Here is a 13,093-nt window from a genome sequence, read left to right as displayed (position 1 = left end):
TACATAAAGTAGACTATTATACACGTGTGACCAAGAGAAAAAGGAGGTGAACGAATGGCGAAAATTCCGTTAAGGGCTGCAAGAGTTGCCGCCGGACTAACGCAAGAACAGCTTGCAAACAAGATGGGGCTTTCAAGAACCTACATAAATGAGGTGGAAAACGGGAAAGCAGAAGTCAAAACAACATTTTTGTATGCATTCTGCCATATTACCGGATTTACAGAAGATGATATTTTATTACCTAAAATGTCTACATAATGTAGACTTAAGAAAGGTGGAGCATGAACGAATTAACAGTTTTTAAGAATGAAGAGTTCGGAACAGTCCGAACTATGGAGATCAATGAACAGCCATACTTTGTTGGCAAGGATGTCGCAGACATTCTAGGGTATCAGAACGCAAGCAAAGCATTAGCTGACCATGTAGACGATGAGGACAAACTCAATAACGAATCGTTATCGAGTTTAGGGCAGCGTGGTGGATGGCTAATTAATGAATCTGGTCTATATAGCCTAGTTCTTTCGAGCAAATTGCCAAACGCCAAGCGTTTCAAACATTGGGTCACTTCCGAAGTTCTCCCGTCCATCCGTAAGCACGGTGCTTACATGACGCCGGAAACTCTTGAAAAGGCACTGCTTAATCCTGACGGAATGATCACAGTTCTCAAGGCACTGAAGGCAGAGCAGGAAAAGCGGAAAGCTTTGGAAGTTCAAAACAAGCAACTACAGCCTAAAGCGCTATTCGCCGATGCAGTCACTGCCAGCGAGACCTCAATCCTCGTTCGCGACTTTGCCAAAATCCTCCGTCAGAACGGAGTGGATATTGGTGAGAAGCGGCTTTACAAGTGGTTCCGTGATAATGGTTTTATCATCAAGAACTCTACGGAGCCGACGCAGCGGGCAATGGAAATGGGGCTGTTTGAGAGGATTGAGAGAACAGTACAGCGTGGAGACAAGCCCCCACTGGTGACGAGCACAACAAAACTAACTGGGAAAGGGCAGGTGTACTTCACCAATAAATTCCTTGCCGGATAGGAGGGAGCTATGAGACGCAGAAACATTAGCCACATGTCTCAACTGATCCTGGGACAGGCTGTAAAAAGCGGATATCCAAATCAGCAGGATGTCGAGCAGATGCTTGGAATCGCACACGAGACAATGCGGAGAAGGAAGATCCGGGGAGACTGGACTACGGCAGAGCTCAGGATCCTTTATAAGAAGCTGAATTGGACAGCGGAAGAGTGGGTACAGCTCTTTAAGGAGACAGGATGACCTGCCGGAGCTGCCTGCATGGACCCACATGTGCAGAGAGGTCAAGGGAAATACTTTGTAAAGACTTTATTAAGGGAGCTGATGAAGATGAAAACAACAATCAGAAAAAGAAGAAAGAAAAGAATCGTCGTCGCCGGTCTGCTGACCCTGGCAGGGATCGGGCTGACGATGGCATCGGTGTTCATCCTTCTGGCTAGTCCTGGAGGAATTGCCGATTCCATAGGGATTGGATTAGGCATGATGGGCTGTGCTTCATTTGGAGTCGCTGGAGAGGAGTTCTGATGATGGAGCAGACAGTTGTAACAATAAAGTTTGACTTCCTTGGAGACAAGGCAGAAGCCATCAACAAGTCTCTGAGGTTAATCCACCGGGAGATGGACAGAGGATCCATCATAGGTGGAACGATATCAGAAGTGGGTAACACTTATGATATAAAAAACGTCTCCACACCAGCGGCAACTGATGTAGAGACCAAAGACGGAAATTAACACCTATCCGTCTTCCATAGTATCACAAAAATGGAGGAAAAGAAAATGACAAAAGAACAGGAACTTGAAAACCGTAAGAAACTGCATGAGATCCTGGACATCGTCCTGGACACCAACAGTTTATATAGTCGTCAGAGGGCAGAGACTGGAACACTGCCGACAGTGTTTATGTATTTTTCTGGACATGTTTCACAGATTAACATAGACGTCTATCCAGATGGATGGGGCACTGATTCTACTGGGGTAGGTTCTGATTTCAAAAAAAGTTTTTCAGTCTATGTCGATGAACCAATCAAGGAAGATTTTATTAGTTCTCTCAAAAGTTACTGTCAGCATACATTAAATGAGAAAAAAGAATCCGAGGTCCTGCAGAGGGACATCATCGAGCAGGAAGAGACGATCAAGACCGAAAAAGAAAAGCTTACAAGCATGAAAAGAAAACTCCGGAAGGCTTTAAAAAGAGAGTCTCAGGAGGTGACAGCGTGATCTGGGACGAGGAGCCGGTAGACAGAGATGTCCAGGTTACTCTGACCGTAGACATCACCGTCACAGTAGAAGCTACCTGGCGGGCTGATGCGGTTGAAACGGCTAAGCAGTTGGTTATGCAGATACTTCACAACGATGCAGTCGATGATTACGACTTTCATCCGGAAAACTGGGTATCTGCTAATATCTATGACCCAAACTGGGAGGACTAAATGGATACGTTATTTTCACTCACGGAAGAATATCAGCAGTTACTTGACCTTGCATCCTCCATGGATCCGGAAGACGAGCAGACCTTCAAGGACACCATGGAGGGAGTCCTTGGGGAAATTGATCATAAAGCAGACGGCTATTGTGCAGTACAGACCCAGCTCAAGGGACGGATCACTGTCATTGAGCAGGAAATCGACCGGCTGACTGCACTGAAAAGCACCATTGAGAACCACATTAAGGCTATGAACAATGCATTAATGGCTTCAATGGATATCACAGGTCGGGCAGAGATTAAGACCGACCTGCACAAGATCAAGGTTGTTAATAACGGAGGAAAGCTTCCGTTGAAGATTGACGGAATCGTACCAGACGAGTTCACCAAGACAGAAATTAAGGTGAGCCCGGACAACGACAAGATCAGAGAGGCACTGGATGCCGGACAGGAGCTTCCATTTGCACACTATGGCGATCGTGGGCGGCATTTGAATATTAAATGAAGAGAGTAAGAGGTAAGTATGAAATTTAGGCATTTAACGGCAGATGAAATCGACTGCCGGATTGCAACGGTAAATCAGAAGGGCGTAAGCCTCTTGCTTTACAAAGACGCAAGAGTAGACCAGAACATCCTGGACGAAACTTTCGGAATATTTGGGTGGCAGAGAAGCCATCAGTTAATTGGTGACAGACTATATTGCACGATATCAATAAAGGATCCTGATACAGGAGACTGGATTTCCAAGCAAGATGTTGGGACTGAGAGCTATACCGAAAAAGAAAAAGGTCAGGCTTCGGATTCCTTCAAGAGAGCCGGGTTTAACTGGGGAATTGGAAGAGAGTTATACACAGCTCCATTTATCTGGATTCCTGCAGACATTGCAGATGTGAAAGAAGTCAAAGGTCAATACAAGTGCTATACACGATTCAAAGTAGCAAAAATCGACTATAACGCTGATACGATCAGCTATCTTGCGATTGAAGACAGTAAAGGCGGGCTTGTGTATTCATACGGAAAGCCTACAGAGAAATATATATCAGCTCTTGAACGAGACACATTGATAACTGCAATGCGGAACTCCGGTGCTACAGAAGAAGCCATTAGAAGGATACCAGAAAAAGTAACTGTTAAAGACCGTGACGCAACAATGAGGAAGATAAGTGAAATGCAGAGGGACAATAAAGAGCGTAAACCCGCATGACATCCGGATAGACATGGCTGGAGATCTTGCCAACATCGAGAGATATGTTGGCAAGGATCTGGACATTGAACTAAAGATTCACCGTAAACACCGGAGTCTGAATGCGAATGCAATGTTGTGGGCTTGCCTCACAGACCTTGCAGCAGCATTGCACGTGGATAACTGGACCATGTATGAAACGGAAATCAAACGTTATGGAGTAGGGACAGAGGTTGCGGTCATTCCGGCTGCGGTACCAATGCTCAAAAGTAAATTCCGTGTAGTTGTAGATCTTGGAGCCCGAGATGGTATGGCACATGAGCTCTGCTACTTTGGGAGTTCTACATACAACAGTAAGGAAATGAGCAGACTGATTGACGGAGTACTACAGGATATGCGGGAGATGAATCTTGAAACACCTGATGATGAGATTATTGATGCACTGATTAAGGAGTTAGAAAGTGGCAATAAAGCAGACTGATCCGCACAAGCGAGGGAAATCTTCTAGGGATAAGGGCAAGCGGGGAGAACTTGAGCTTGTAAACCTGATCCGGGATACCTGGGGATATGACGTAAGGCGAGGAAAAGTATTCTACCACGAGTCTGATATGGTCGGATTAGACGGCATCCATCCGGAGATAAAACGTAAAGAACGGTTAAATGTAGATGATGCTATGCAGCAGGCAGTTGAAGAAGCGGCTAAACGCAAGGACGGACTGCCGACAGTCTTCCACCGCAAGGATCGTGGGGAATGGCTAGTCACCATGAAACTGTCAGACTGGATTGATCTTTATGGGGCATGGAATGAAAAAGAGTGACGTAAGAAGCGTAATACAGGCAGATTTCCAGGAGAAACTGGATACCGGAAATTACTGCATACATCATGTGTTCAACGGTCCGAACCGGAAGAACAGTGAGGCTTATGGATTCCTGGTTGCGATCCGACCAGCACTCCATGATTATGTTCATGCCAATCCGGACTGCGAAGTGTGGAATGCATGGCGCAGGCTTTGCCAGAAATGGTACGAGCAGTATATAGGACCTAGAGGGGAGTTTATTTTTGAGTTTGGAAGGAGCTATCTGTAATGGCTGAGAAGAAATCATTTTTAATGTATACGACATGGGCGGCATTTATCGCAAAGCTGCCTGATGAGCAGGCCATTCAGCTAACTAAGGCTATTTGCAATTATCAGCTTGGCGAAGAATATTCCATCAAGGATCCGACTGTCAAAGCGTTTTTTGAAACGGTGGTTGTCCCAGAAATGGATAGCAATGATAAAAAATATCAGGACAAAGTAGACAGAATTGGTGAAGCACGCAAATGTAGACAGGCTGATATCGATGTGAAATCAGATAGTAATCATGATGAAATCAACATGAAATCAGATAGTGATCATGATGAAATCAACAGTGATACTGATACTGATACTGTTACTGTTACTGATACTGTTACTGTTATTGATACTGATACTGTTATTGATACTGATACTGTACGTCCTTCGGACGTTAAACACCCTTCGGGTGTAAAGAAAAACAAGCAAAAAGAAAAGCCGGTCTATTTCCCAGATGATCCTGAGCTGGAAGAGGCTTTCCAGGGTTACATCGAAAACCGGAAGGTGATGAAGTCACCGATGAGCAGCCGGGCTATTAAGCTTGCCATGAATGAGCTGGAAAAGCTGGCTGTTGATGACCGGTATGGTGTAATGGACCGGAAAAAGGCGATTGAGATACTAAACCAGTCGGTGACGAATGGCTGGAAAGGGCTGTTTGAGCTTAAAACTCGAGGACAGCCGCAAGGGATAGATTGGAGCAAGGTATGACAAGAGATGAGACTGTGGCAATTATCCGAGCAATAGCTGCCAGTTTTCCAACCTTCAAGCCAATGGACATGACAGAGACGGTCAATGTTTGGCACGCAATGCTGGAAGATCAAGACGGCAAGCTGATATTGGCAGCGTTGAAAACCTATATCCGGACAAATGTGACCGGGTTCGCACCGTCCATAGGTCAGCTGATGGAGATAGCCATGAAACTGACATCTCCGGATGAGCTGACAGGACAGCAAGCGTGGGCGCTGGTTGTAAAAGCTATGCGTAACAGCAGTTATAACGCAGTTGATGAGTTTAATAAGCTTCCAAATGCCGTACAGAAAGCAGTTGGGAGTCCGTCTAAGCTTTCAAGCATGGCAACGAATGACGGATACAACGAAAGTGTAGAAAGTTCAAATTTCTTGCGAGCCTATCAGCAGGTACGTGAACGAGAGAACGAGATAAAAAAGACTTCTCCGGATGTTTTGGCACTGATGGAGAAATCAGTTAAAAGACTGGAGGGAAATAAGTGAATAATGTGGTTTTGATGGGGAGGCTGACGCGCGACCCGGATGTCAGGTATACCCAGGGAAACAATGCAATGTGCGTTGCGAGATACACACTTGCAGTGGACAGACCCAAACGGAAAGATCAGGAATCCCAGGCGGACTTTATAAGCTGTGTGGCATTCGGCAAATCTGGAGAGTTTGCAGAAAAATATCTGCACAAGGGTACCAAGATGGTGATCACAGGGAGGATACAGACCGGAAGCTACACCAACAAGGATGGTCAGAAAGTATATACGTCAGATGTCGTCATTGGAAGCCAGGAGTTTGCCGAGAGCAAGCCAAGTGGCACACAGGAACAGGTAGCATCAGATGGATTCATGTCAATCCCTGATAACGTAGATGATCCGTATTTACCGTTTAACTAATCAAACGAAATGGAGAAACCTATGAGCGAAAAAACAGATTATGCGTTCACCATTAACCTTTTAGGGGTGTACATCAAAGAACTGCATGCCAGGGACCTTGGAGGATATCCAGAAAGAGTTGGTGAATTGAATGGAAACCATGAATGAATTTTGTATTGAATGGGTGAGAGGTGATAGCTTAGCCACGATTACGGCACCAATGGGAACCGCATTATACAACAGGTGTATGAAGCTTTGCCAGGAATACGATGAATGTCAGCAGATTGATGAGCTGGTATTTCACATTCCGGTCAAGTACGTCAAGGTGTCTCACCCACGTGTAGTATCAGAAGAAAATAGGCAAAAACAGGCTGAAAGGCTGAGAAGGTTAAAATATACGCCCGAAGCGGGAACAGCCGAAAAATGGGATGATGGTTCAATGATAGCAAGGAGTGGCGATGAAACTATATAGATTCATGGGACCAAAAGAATTATTGCAATATATCTGGAGCTTTGACCTTAAAAACAGTGTTGATTGGAGACAGTACGGCAACTGCTGTGACAGCAAAGGCTTTTTTTTTTTTTGATGATAAAGTACCTCCGGAGGAGAGAATTCCATACCTGACTGGGATTGCAGACATGCGACTATGTGTAGAGTTTGAGACTATCGGTCCAATTAGCCTTACAAAGTCCATGGGACGTTATAGGGATCCAAAGAGGGACCGGTTGAACGGCCCTATCAAGATGATGCTTGTGCCTGAGTATTCAACTACACGGTACAGTAAGCAAACATTAAGGATCATCAGATACGGGTATGTGGATCCATTGGAAAGGAGGATCAAATGGAAGTACCTATGAAGGGAAGGACAGCTTATGAGATTATCCAAGATGTAATAGATAAAATCTGCGACGACTACTGTAGGTATTCAAATGGCGAGGGGCATCCGTCAGAGCGTGGAACATTTTAAGAGAGGTGGTTAGGATGATGTTACGTAAATGGAATTACAAAACCAATGAGTATGATCCCTACGAAGTCCCGGATGAATGGAATGTATCTACTTTTGAAGCTGATATGAATACCATAGTAAACTGTGCCGAGTGCGGGAAACCAATCATGTTCGGGCAAGGATACACTAGCAGGAAGATCCACACGCCTTTCGGCATGGGATATGCCGTTTGCAAGGACTGTTACGACAAAGAAATTAAAGAGGAATTGAGGACATTACATGAGACCGATTGACGCAGACGAAGTAATTTGGGACCTTATGTCTTTAAAGGCTCTCGTTGAGTACAGTGAAATAGAAGAAGCATACGACAGAGCGGTCGATGATTGCGTTGGTAAGATCAAGGCTGCTCCGGCACTGGATGTAAAGCCAGTAGTACACGCACACTGGATTCCCTATGAGAGTGAAACAGGGGAAGGAAGTAACACTTACAAATGCTCGGCCTGTGGAGAAATACAGATGTTGATTGATGGTACACCAAAAGAAAACGGCTGGGCATACTGCCCGAATTGTGGCGCAAAGATGGATGCAAGCGATAAATCAAGCGATAAGCGATAAATTGAACCAATAGTGAAATTAGTCTAACGAATGTGGATTTCTTAGACTAGTCCATGGATAGGAGAAGTGAAATGAAAGATAAAGCAAGCGATAAGCAGCAGGCAAAAGGAGAATGAACATGGAGAAAATGACAAGGGAAGAAAAGAGGATTAATGACAGCTGAACAGATAAATGGGATTTTCGGGATAAAAGAAGCGTACCAGTTGCACGACGCACTTGAAGGCATTCTTTTTGACAGACAGAAACGCGAATTGACGTTTGAGAAGTTCTTGAGCTTAGAGAGCGATACAGAACACGACTGGTTCACCGATTATTTTCAGTCAAGCCAGAGTGATAGAAAACAAATGATGCAGGACTATACGCCGGACGGAATTTGCAGGCTCGTGTCAATGCTCGTGCCAGATCGGTATGAAACTGTATTTGATTGCTGTTCGGGAATAGGCGGCCTGACGATACCGCTGATCAGGAAAGGGACGACGCTTTATTGCCAGGAATTATCCGAAAACAGTCTCATGCTCCTGCTCTTCAATCTGTCAATAAGGGGTGCTGAAGGATATGTCGGGAATGGAAACTGTCTAACGAATGAATTCAAGACTGTGTACCGATTGACGAAGCGCGGGAGGTTCAGCGACATAGAGCGAGTTCTGTGTATGGACGATTTCAGGGCTGATGTGGTCGTAAGTAATCCGCCATATTCTCAAGCGTTTCAGGAATGTGAGCAGTTTAAAGATGATGCGAGATTCCGATATTATGGGCTTCCGCCAAAATCAAAAGCAGATTATGCATTCGTACTTCACGGTCTACACCATTTAAAGGACGGAGGGACGGCGGTGTTCATACTACCGCATGGAGTACTGTTCAGAGGGCAGGGCGAAGCAGCCATCAGAAAAAAGCTGATCGAAGATAATTTGCTGGATGCTGTGATCGGGCTTGCCGGCGGTCAATTTATGAATACGCAGATTCCTGTATGTATCATGGTCTTGAAGAAGAACAGAGACAAGGAGGGAACAGTATTTATTGACGCATCGAAGCAGTTTGAAAAGTGCGGAAAAGTAAACAGAATGACGCAGCAGCATCTGGACAAAATTGTCAATGCGTACCGGGAACGGAAAGATGTTGAAAAATTCTGCAGAGTCGTAGATTTTTCTGAAATGCAGAATAATGATTTTAATCTCAATATACCGAGATACGTGGACACATCAGAAGAAGTGGAACCGGTAAATCTTTACGATGTGCTGAAGGAAATCGTAGAGATCGAAAAGCAGGAACAGAAAATCAGCAGAGAGCTCGCCGAAATGCTACAGGATCTCCGCGGGCCGGATGACTATGAAAGCCAAAAGACTGTTCTTATCGATCAGCTTCAGGAGCCGGACAGCACATTGTCAGACATGCTGCGAGATGTGCTCGAGTATCTTGAAAGAGAAAAGGAAAACCTAAAGAAAACACACATCATCAGTCTGATGGATGCATGCAAGTTTGAAAGAAGCCGAAAAGGAAAGACATACAAAGCTGGAGCCATCACGATCCAGGTATCTGCGACGCGAGGCCAAATGAGCTTTATTGAGAGCGATGGGAAAGTCGAGCCGAAAGATGGAGTATTTGAGGTGACGGACAAAAATATATATCCGAAGTATCTGTACTATGTCATGCGACTCGCAATGCCGCATTTTCTCGAAAGATTTCAAACGGGATTAAATATTAATCCAGAAATTTTCAAAATGATGAGGCTGAAAGTCCATACGGATCAAAACACGCAAAAGACGATAGCGGACATCCTGGACAAATTTGAAATGCTGGACAGTACGGAGGACCAGGCCACAGAGAGACTGAAGGACGTGAAGAAATATCATCTTGAAAATATGTTCTGCTGAGCAAGGAGGCAAACAATGAATGATAAGAAGAACCCGATGAGCATCGACGATATGAATTTTCAAGAGTTTATGGCCATTTGCGAGCATGGCTTCGATACCGGCGAGCTGAGACTTAGTAACGGTGAGCGAATGAGCGAGAACGACTACGCTATATACTTTTCTGTCAGTAAGCTCTATGAAGCAGCGAAAGCCCAGAATAAGCCGACTACGTTTACTCTTGAAGAGATTTACTACTGCGTACTCAAATACTGCGGCGAAGAGGTATTTAACAGAGTTTTTGGCGAGGATTGAACTAACGGGCTGGTAAGTCCAAAAAATCTGAGATTTTTGCACTAGAGAGAAAGGAGAAAGATGACTAGAGAAGAAGCAATAGAAAGAATAAAAATGATTTTAGAAGAATGTACTGAGGATGAAAATGCAGTGTGTTATGTTACATCTTATGATGCAGATGCACTTGACATGGCTATCAAAGCACTAGAGCAAGAGACTTGCAACTAACTTGCAACTAATTTAGAAAAGTATAGAGGGCTAGAAAACATGGCAATGAATAAATACAACGATATTGAAATTCAGACAGCAAAGAACCTGCTTAAAGGGGGCTATAAGTGGCTTGTAAGAGAGACCTGCGGAGACCTTTACGTATATAAAGATAAGCCGCATAAAAATTATGATAGGGATACAAGTGATGATACGTGGCAATACGATGGCGAATATGACCAGATCTGTACAATACAAGTTTCTATTTTTCAAAACGTTACGTGTGTCGATAAAGAGCCTGTCAGCCTTGAGAACATCGTTCATCCGCAGATTCTTGATGATGCAGAGCAGCGATATTTGAGCGCAGTGATCAGACCGTTCAGAGATAATGTAAAGAGCATAAGTAAGTGTATTTCATATCCGAGCCGAGAATTTATTGCAATTTATTGTAAGAATGGAGACAAGACACTCTTTCCGTGGTTTGAAGCCGGAATCATGTACAATGGCATGGAAAGATACAAAGAGTACACGGTTGAGGAGTTAGGGCTATGAAGATCCACGCCCTATGGAAGAAACACCAGGCAACCTCACATAGTTTTGAACTGGAGTGTACCAGCTGCCACATGATTTTCGCGTTCCCGGGATGCATCAATTATACCCCGATCTTTTGTCCCGCCTGCAGTGCAAAAATTGATGGAATCATCCCGGAGGTGAAGCGGTGAAAGGAAAAGAACTTCTAGGAGGTCTCACCCAAGCAGATGCAGATTGCCGAAACCACATCAAACCTGGTAATTGGATAACCTTTGACAGCTTTGAGTCCACGGTCTCCATAGGGACAAGCTTCGGAAGATGCATTAGAGTTCACCGACAGTTCATTGTGGTGAAAAGAAAGATCGTTGAGGAGACTGTAAACCGTTGGGACATCCAGTCAGTAAACGGTCAGACGTACCGATACGGTGGGAGAGATCAGAAAAAGCCACGCAGGAAATGAGAGGGAGGAAGAATGATTATACAGTTAGAGATACCGAGCGAATTTGAAAGCGATTATAAAAGAGACAGATTCGATGAATTTTTCCAAAGAGTTCTTGCAGACATCGACTATACTGGAGCATGTGGAAATTATGAATCAGAAACAGCGCAGATGATGGATGATGCATTCAAGGAATCAAGGATAATTCGTTAAAGTGAACATGGAGGAAAACGATGAGTCTTAGCAGAAAATATCGCAGGGCTATGGAGCGGAAACTTTTGAGAGACAAAAATCCAATGGCGGAGATCAAACGTGCATCATCTGAGGTGTATGAGCAGTTGCATAACCGAGCTGTCGATAAAGATACTCATGATTTGGTCAGCGCCATGTACTATCTGATCGGCTTGGCACTCAAACAGGAATACGGTTTCGGAGCTATTCGAGTCATGCGAGTCTATCAGAACATCGACAGCCAGCTGGAGAAGTGGCAAAGCGGAGAGCTGAAAAGCACCGATTTCAGACGGATGGCCATGGATGAACTCGGCATTGATTTACAGATACAGTAAGGCAGCGATTACAGCAGATAGGTGAATGATGACAGCGAAAGAATACTTATCACAAGTCTATAAGTTATCCAGGGAGATTGAAAGCAACAAGCGCCGGATAGCAGAGCTTGAAAGTGAAATAGGAGGTCTCAGAGCTATCGACTATTCCGGCGACAAGGTGCAGTCTTCACCAGTGGACTCACTATCGGAAGGCATAGCAAGGCTTGACGAGATGCAGAGGAGACTTATCACTGATACAGTCAAGCTGCAAAGAGACAAGGGAAGGATCCTTGAAGAGATCCGATCATTGCCGGATACCAGATACATTGAGATCCTGACTCTTAGGTATGTGGATTGTGAGAGATGGGAGACTATAGCATCTAACATGCATGAGTCCATACGACATATTTTCCGTATCCATGGTGATGCCCTTGTGGCATTCAGTAAGATGTATATCAACTAGATAAGTTCACAAATTATTTGTATCAAATTTCACGTTAATGATTAAATTAAAGACGGTGCAAAATGCATCGGCTAAAATTATTTATACGGTATACATATTTTAGTTGACATACGGTGTACAGTATGATATAATTAAACCATCAAAGGAAGAAAGGAGGAAACAAAATGAAGATTCCAAAAATTAAAAGCTCTACCAAAGAGCGACTTATAAATGCCTTGGTAGAGCTGATAATCGGGATAATCCTCTTGATTATCGATAAACTGATTAATTAACCTTCACATCAATTAATCAGACAACGTAGGGAGTTCAGAAGGGCTCCCTACGTAAAAAGAATAACACGGAATCGGATTTTTGAAAAGATTATGACTGCGTTAAAATTTTTGGGCATATTTTTCATTTGTTGTGCAATAGTAAAGATAATTATCGCATTACTAAGAAACAGGGAGTAAGATCATGACAGAGATTAAGAAAGAACGACCGCAGGACCGGTGGAACAGAAAAGCCGGATATGTATCCAAAAGCTACAAGCTTAAAAAAGATATTGTGGAAGCATTTGCCACTGCTTGTGAATCTGCCGGAGTCTCGCAGGCATCACAGCTTACCAAGATGATGCAAGAGTTTGTGGAAACTACTAAAAAAATGTCATAGAATGTCACTAAGAATTCTGATATATTGGTAGCATAGAAAATTGAGAGGAGCGATACTGCCGATCATGGAGACGGAGGTATCACCTCTCTTTTCTTTTACCATTGTTTTGCTAAACAGTTGCCTGGGACTTAACACTTCTCACGTAACGACCGGATACAGGATTTTAAGCCGGGATAAAAATACCTGAGGCGGTCCTGAGTGAC

28 protein-coding genes are annotated in these 13,093 nt (G+C 44.1%); all 28 read left to right on the top strand.

What is annotated here, in order from left to right; all coding sequences use genetic code 11:
- The first annotated feature begins 54 nt into the window (after window positions 1-54).
- The 28 genes from ACTNEN_RS09755 to ACTNEN_RS09620 all read left to right on the top strand — a co-directional run bounded on the left by ACTNEN_RS09755 (window position 55) and on the right by ACTNEN_RS09620 (window position 12,890).
- Window positions 55-258, top strand: a complete 204-nt coding sequence (locus ACTNEN_RS09755; protein ID WP_441206139.1) for a helix-turn-helix transcriptional regulator — start codon at window positions 55-57, stop codon at window positions 256-258.
- 23 nt (window positions 259-281) lie between these two features.
- A complete protein-coding gene (locus ACTNEN_RS09750) occupies window positions 282-1,034 on the top strand; it encodes a BRO family protein (RefSeq protein WP_441206137.1) in 753 nt (250 codons plus the stop codon).
- Window positions 1,035-1,043: 9 nt separating this feature from the next.
- Complete coding sequence (locus ACTNEN_RS09745; RefSeq protein WP_441206135.1) at window positions 1,044-1,271, top strand: hypothetical protein; 228 nt, start codon at window positions 1,044-1,046, stop codon at window positions 1,269-1,271.
- An 87-nt stretch (window positions 1,272-1,358) separates the two neighbouring features.
- The gene (locus tag ACTNEN_RS09740) at window positions 1,359-1,553 is read left to right on the top strand and encodes a hypothetical protein (protein ID WP_441206133.1); all 195 of its coding nucleotides are present in this window, start codon (window positions 1,359-1,361) and stop codon (window positions 1,551-1,553) included.
- Window positions 1,553-1,759, top strand: a complete 207-nt coding sequence (locus tag ACTNEN_RS09735) for a hypothetical protein (protein ID WP_441206132.1) — start codon at window positions 1,553-1,555, stop codon at window positions 1,757-1,759. The genes ACTNEN_RS09740 and ACTNEN_RS09735 overlap by 1 nt, the downstream gene beginning before the upstream one ends.
- Before the next feature lie 45 nt (window positions 1,760-1,804).
- Window positions 1,805-2,245, top strand: coding sequence for a hypothetical protein (locus ACTNEN_RS09730; RefSeq protein ID WP_441206131.1), 441 nt, complete (start codon window positions 1,805-1,807; stop codon window positions 2,243-2,245).
- Entirely contained in the window at window positions 2,242-2,457 is a 216-nt protein-coding gene (locus ACTNEN_RS09725) for a hypothetical protein (protein WP_441206130.1), read from the top strand. Before ACTNEN_RS09730 ends, ACTNEN_RS09725 begins: the two co-directional genes overlap by 4 nt.
- Entirely contained in the window at window positions 2,458-2,955 is a 498-nt protein-coding gene (locus tag ACTNEN_RS09720; protein WP_441206129.1) for a siphovirus Gp157 family protein, read from the top strand. It abuts the gene before it with no gap.
- An 18-nt stretch (window positions 2,956-2,973) separates the two neighbouring features.
- Window positions 2,974-3,654, top strand: coding sequence for a hypothetical protein (locus ACTNEN_RS09715; RefSeq protein WP_441206128.1), 681 nt, complete (start codon window positions 2,974-2,976; stop codon window positions 3,652-3,654).
- The gene (locus ACTNEN_RS09710; protein ID WP_441206127.1) at window positions 3,614-4,114 is read left to right on the top strand and encodes a hypothetical protein; all 501 of its coding nucleotides are present in this window, start codon (window positions 3,614-3,616) and stop codon (window positions 4,112-4,114) included. Before ACTNEN_RS09715 ends, ACTNEN_RS09710 begins: the two co-directional genes overlap by 41 nt.
- Entirely contained in the window at window positions 4,095-4,451 is a 357-nt protein-coding gene (locus ACTNEN_RS09705) for a hypothetical protein (RefSeq protein WP_441206126.1), read from the top strand. The genes ACTNEN_RS09710 and ACTNEN_RS09705 overlap by 20 nt, the downstream gene beginning before the upstream one ends.
- Entirely contained in the window at window positions 4,438-4,719 is a 282-nt protein-coding gene (locus ACTNEN_RS09700; protein ID WP_441206125.1) for a hypothetical protein, read from the top strand. Before ACTNEN_RS09705 ends, ACTNEN_RS09700 begins: the two co-directional genes overlap by 14 nt.
- Window positions 4,719-5,453, top strand: a complete 735-nt coding sequence (locus ACTNEN_RS09695; RefSeq protein ID WP_441206124.1) for a DUF6291 domain-containing protein — start codon at window positions 4,719-4,721, stop codon at window positions 5,451-5,453. The genes ACTNEN_RS09700 and ACTNEN_RS09695 overlap by 1 nt, the downstream gene beginning before the upstream one ends.
- Window positions 5,450-5,974, top strand: a complete 525-nt coding sequence (locus ACTNEN_RS09690) for a replicative helicase loader/inhibitor (protein WP_441206122.1) — start codon at window positions 5,450-5,452, stop codon at window positions 5,972-5,974. Before ACTNEN_RS09695 ends, ACTNEN_RS09690 begins: the two co-directional genes overlap by 4 nt.
- Complete coding sequence (locus ACTNEN_RS09685; protein ID WP_441206120.1) at window positions 5,971-6,375, top strand: single-stranded DNA-binding protein; 405 nt, start codon at window positions 5,971-5,973, stop codon at window positions 6,373-6,375. Before ACTNEN_RS09690 ends, ACTNEN_RS09685 begins: the two co-directional genes overlap by 4 nt.
- Window positions 6,376-6,396: 21 nt before the next feature.
- A complete protein-coding gene (locus ACTNEN_RS09680) occupies window positions 6,397-6,522 on the top strand; it encodes a hypothetical protein (RefSeq protein WP_441206119.1) in 126 nt (41 codons plus the stop codon).
- Window positions 6,506-6,826, top strand: coding sequence for a hypothetical protein (locus ACTNEN_RS09675; protein WP_441206118.1), 321 nt, complete (start codon window positions 6,506-6,508; stop codon window positions 6,824-6,826). Before ACTNEN_RS09680 ends, ACTNEN_RS09675 begins: the two co-directional genes overlap by 17 nt.
- 510 nt (window positions 6,827-7,336) lie before the next feature.
- Window positions 7,337-7,594 carry a hypothetical protein gene (locus ACTNEN_RS09670; RefSeq protein ID WP_441206117.1) on the top strand — a complete coding sequence of 86 codons (258 nt, stop codon included), beginning with the start codon at window positions 7,337-7,339 and terminating at the stop codon, window positions 7,592-7,594.
- Window positions 7,581-7,916, top strand: coding sequence for a hypothetical protein (locus tag ACTNEN_RS09665; protein ID WP_441206116.1), 336 nt, complete (start codon window positions 7,581-7,583; stop codon window positions 7,914-7,916). Before ACTNEN_RS09670 ends, ACTNEN_RS09665 begins: the two co-directional genes overlap by 14 nt.
- 152 nt (window positions 7,917-8,068) lie before the next feature.
- Complete coding sequence (locus tag ACTNEN_RS09660; RefSeq protein WP_441206115.1) at window positions 8,069-9,787, top strand: N-6 DNA methylase; 1,719 nt, start codon at window positions 8,069-8,071, stop codon at window positions 9,785-9,787.
- Window positions 9,788-9,802: 15 nt separating this feature from the next.
- Complete coding sequence (locus tag ACTNEN_RS09655) at window positions 9,803-10,078, top strand: hypothetical protein (RefSeq protein WP_441206114.1); 276 nt, start codon at window positions 9,803-9,805, stop codon at window positions 10,076-10,078.
- A gap of 60 nt (window positions 10,079-10,138) precedes the next feature.
- Window positions 10,139-10,285, top strand: coding sequence for a hypothetical protein (locus ACTNEN_RS09650; protein WP_441206113.1), 147 nt, complete (start codon window positions 10,139-10,141; stop codon window positions 10,283-10,285).
- Window positions 10,286-10,324: 39 nt separating this feature from the next.
- Window positions 10,325-10,816, top strand: coding sequence for a hypothetical protein (locus ACTNEN_RS09645; RefSeq protein ID WP_441206111.1), 492 nt, complete (start codon window positions 10,325-10,327; stop codon window positions 10,814-10,816).
- Between the two features lie 166 nt (window positions 10,817-10,982).
- On the top strand, window positions 10,983-11,255 hold the full coding sequence (locus ACTNEN_RS09640) for a hypothetical protein (RefSeq protein WP_441206110.1): 273 nt from the start codon (window positions 10,983-10,985) through the stop codon (window positions 11,253-11,255).
- Between the two features lie 12 nt (window positions 11,256-11,267).
- Entirely contained in the window at window positions 11,268-11,447 is a 180-nt protein-coding gene (locus tag ACTNEN_RS09635) for a hypothetical protein (RefSeq protein ID WP_441206109.1), read from the top strand.
- Between the two features lie 20 nt (window positions 11,448-11,467).
- Window positions 11,468-11,800, top strand: coding sequence for a hypothetical protein (locus ACTNEN_RS09630; protein ID WP_441206108.1), 333 nt, complete (start codon window positions 11,468-11,470; stop codon window positions 11,798-11,800).
- A 25-nt stretch (window positions 11,801-11,825) separates the two neighbouring features.
- Complete coding sequence (locus tag ACTNEN_RS09625; protein ID WP_441206107.1) at window positions 11,826-12,242, top strand: hypothetical protein; 417 nt, start codon at window positions 11,826-11,828, stop codon at window positions 12,240-12,242.
- A gap of 453 nt (window positions 12,243-12,695) precedes the next feature.
- Window positions 12,696-12,890: a hypothetical protein gene (locus ACTNEN_RS09620; protein ID WP_441206106.1), complete on the top strand. Its 195-nt coding sequence runs from the start codon at window positions 12,696-12,698 to the stop codon at window positions 12,888-12,890.
- Window positions 12,891-13,093 lie beyond the last annotated feature (203 nt).

Source organism: Oribacterium sp. HCP28S3_H8 (assembly GCF_052064775.1).
Lineage (GTDB): Bacteria > Bacillota > Clostridia > Lachnospirales > Lachnospiraceae > Oribacterium.
Note: the sequence above shows the minus strand (reverse complement) of the source record. Positions and strands in the feature narration are given on the sequence as shown.

Coding starts and splice junctions, on each gene's coding strand:
- ACTNEN_RS09645 (WP_441206111.1), top strand. CDS start 10,325: ATGGCAATGAATAAATACAACGATATTGAAATTCAGACAGCAAAGAAC.
- ACTNEN_RS09720 (WP_441206129.1), top strand. CDS start 2,458: ATGGATACGTTATTTTCACTCACGGAAGAATATCAGCAGTTACTTGAC.
- ACTNEN_RS09665 (WP_441206116.1), top strand. CDS start 7,581: ATGAGACCGATTGACGCAGACGAAGTAATTTGGGACCTTATGTCTTTA.
- ACTNEN_RS09675 (WP_441206118.1), top strand. CDS start 6,506: ATGGAAACCATGAATGAATTTTGTATTGAATGGGTGAGAGGTGATAGC.
- ACTNEN_RS09620 (WP_441206106.1), top strand. CDS start 12,696: ATGACAGAGATTAAGAAAGAACGACCGCAGGACCGGTGGAACAGAAAA.
- ACTNEN_RS09745 (WP_441206135.1), top strand. CDS start 1,044: ATGAGACGCAGAAACATTAGCCACATGTCTCAACTGATCCTGGGACAG.
- ACTNEN_RS09670 (WP_441206117.1), top strand. CDS start 7,337: ATGATGTTACGTAAATGGAATTACAAAACCAATGAGTATGATCCCTAC.
- ACTNEN_RS09655 (WP_441206114.1), top strand. CDS start 9,803: ATGAATGATAAGAAGAACCCGATGAGCATCGACGATATGAATTTTCAA.
- ACTNEN_RS09700 (WP_441206125.1), top strand. CDS start 4,438: ATGAAAAAGAGTGACGTAAGAAGCGTAATACAGGCAGATTTCCAGGAG.
- ACTNEN_RS09690 (WP_441206122.1), top strand. CDS start 5,450: ATGACAAGAGATGAGACTGTGGCAATTATCCGAGCAATAGCTGCCAGT.
- ACTNEN_RS09740 (WP_441206133.1), top strand. CDS start 1,359: ATGAAAACAACAATCAGAAAAAGAAGAAAGAAAAGAATCGTCGTCGCC.
- ACTNEN_RS09755 (WP_441206139.1), top strand. CDS start 55: ATGGCGAAAATTCCGTTAAGGGCTGCAAGAGTTGCCGCCGGACTAACG.
- ACTNEN_RS09625 (WP_441206107.1), top strand. CDS start 11,826: ATGATGACAGCGAAAGAATACTTATCACAAGTCTATAAGTTATCCAGG.
- ACTNEN_RS09730 (WP_441206131.1), top strand. CDS start 1,805: ATGACAAAAGAACAGGAACTTGAAAACCGTAAGAAACTGCATGAGATC.
- ACTNEN_RS09635 (WP_441206109.1), top strand. CDS start 11,268: ATGATTATACAGTTAGAGATACCGAGCGAATTTGAAAGCGATTATAAA.
- ACTNEN_RS09715 (WP_441206128.1), top strand. CDS start 2,974: ATGAAATTTAGGCATTTAACGGCAGATGAAATCGACTGCCGGATTGCA.
- ACTNEN_RS09650 (WP_441206113.1), top strand. CDS start 10,139: ATGACTAGAGAAGAAGCAATAGAAAGAATAAAAATGATTTTAGAAGAA.
- ACTNEN_RS09680 (WP_441206119.1), top strand. CDS start 6,397: ATGAGCGAAAAAACAGATTATGCGTTCACCATTAACCTTTTAGGGGTG.
- ACTNEN_RS09630 (WP_441206108.1), top strand. CDS start 11,468: ATGAGTCTTAGCAGAAAATATCGCAGGGCTATGGAGCGGAAACTTTTG.
- ACTNEN_RS09750 (WP_441206137.1), top strand. CDS start 282: ATGAACGAATTAACAGTTTTTAAGAATGAAGAGTTCGGAACAGTCCGA.
- ACTNEN_RS09735 (WP_441206132.1), top strand. CDS start 1,553: ATGATGGAGCAGACAGTTGTAACAATAAAGTTTGACTTCCTTGGAGAC.
- ACTNEN_RS09660 (WP_441206115.1), top strand. CDS start 8,069: ATGACAGCTGAACAGATAAATGGGATTTTCGGGATAAAAGAAGCGTAC.
- ACTNEN_RS09695 (WP_441206124.1), top strand. CDS start 4,719: ATGGCTGAGAAGAAATCATTTTTAATGTATACGACATGGGCGGCATTT.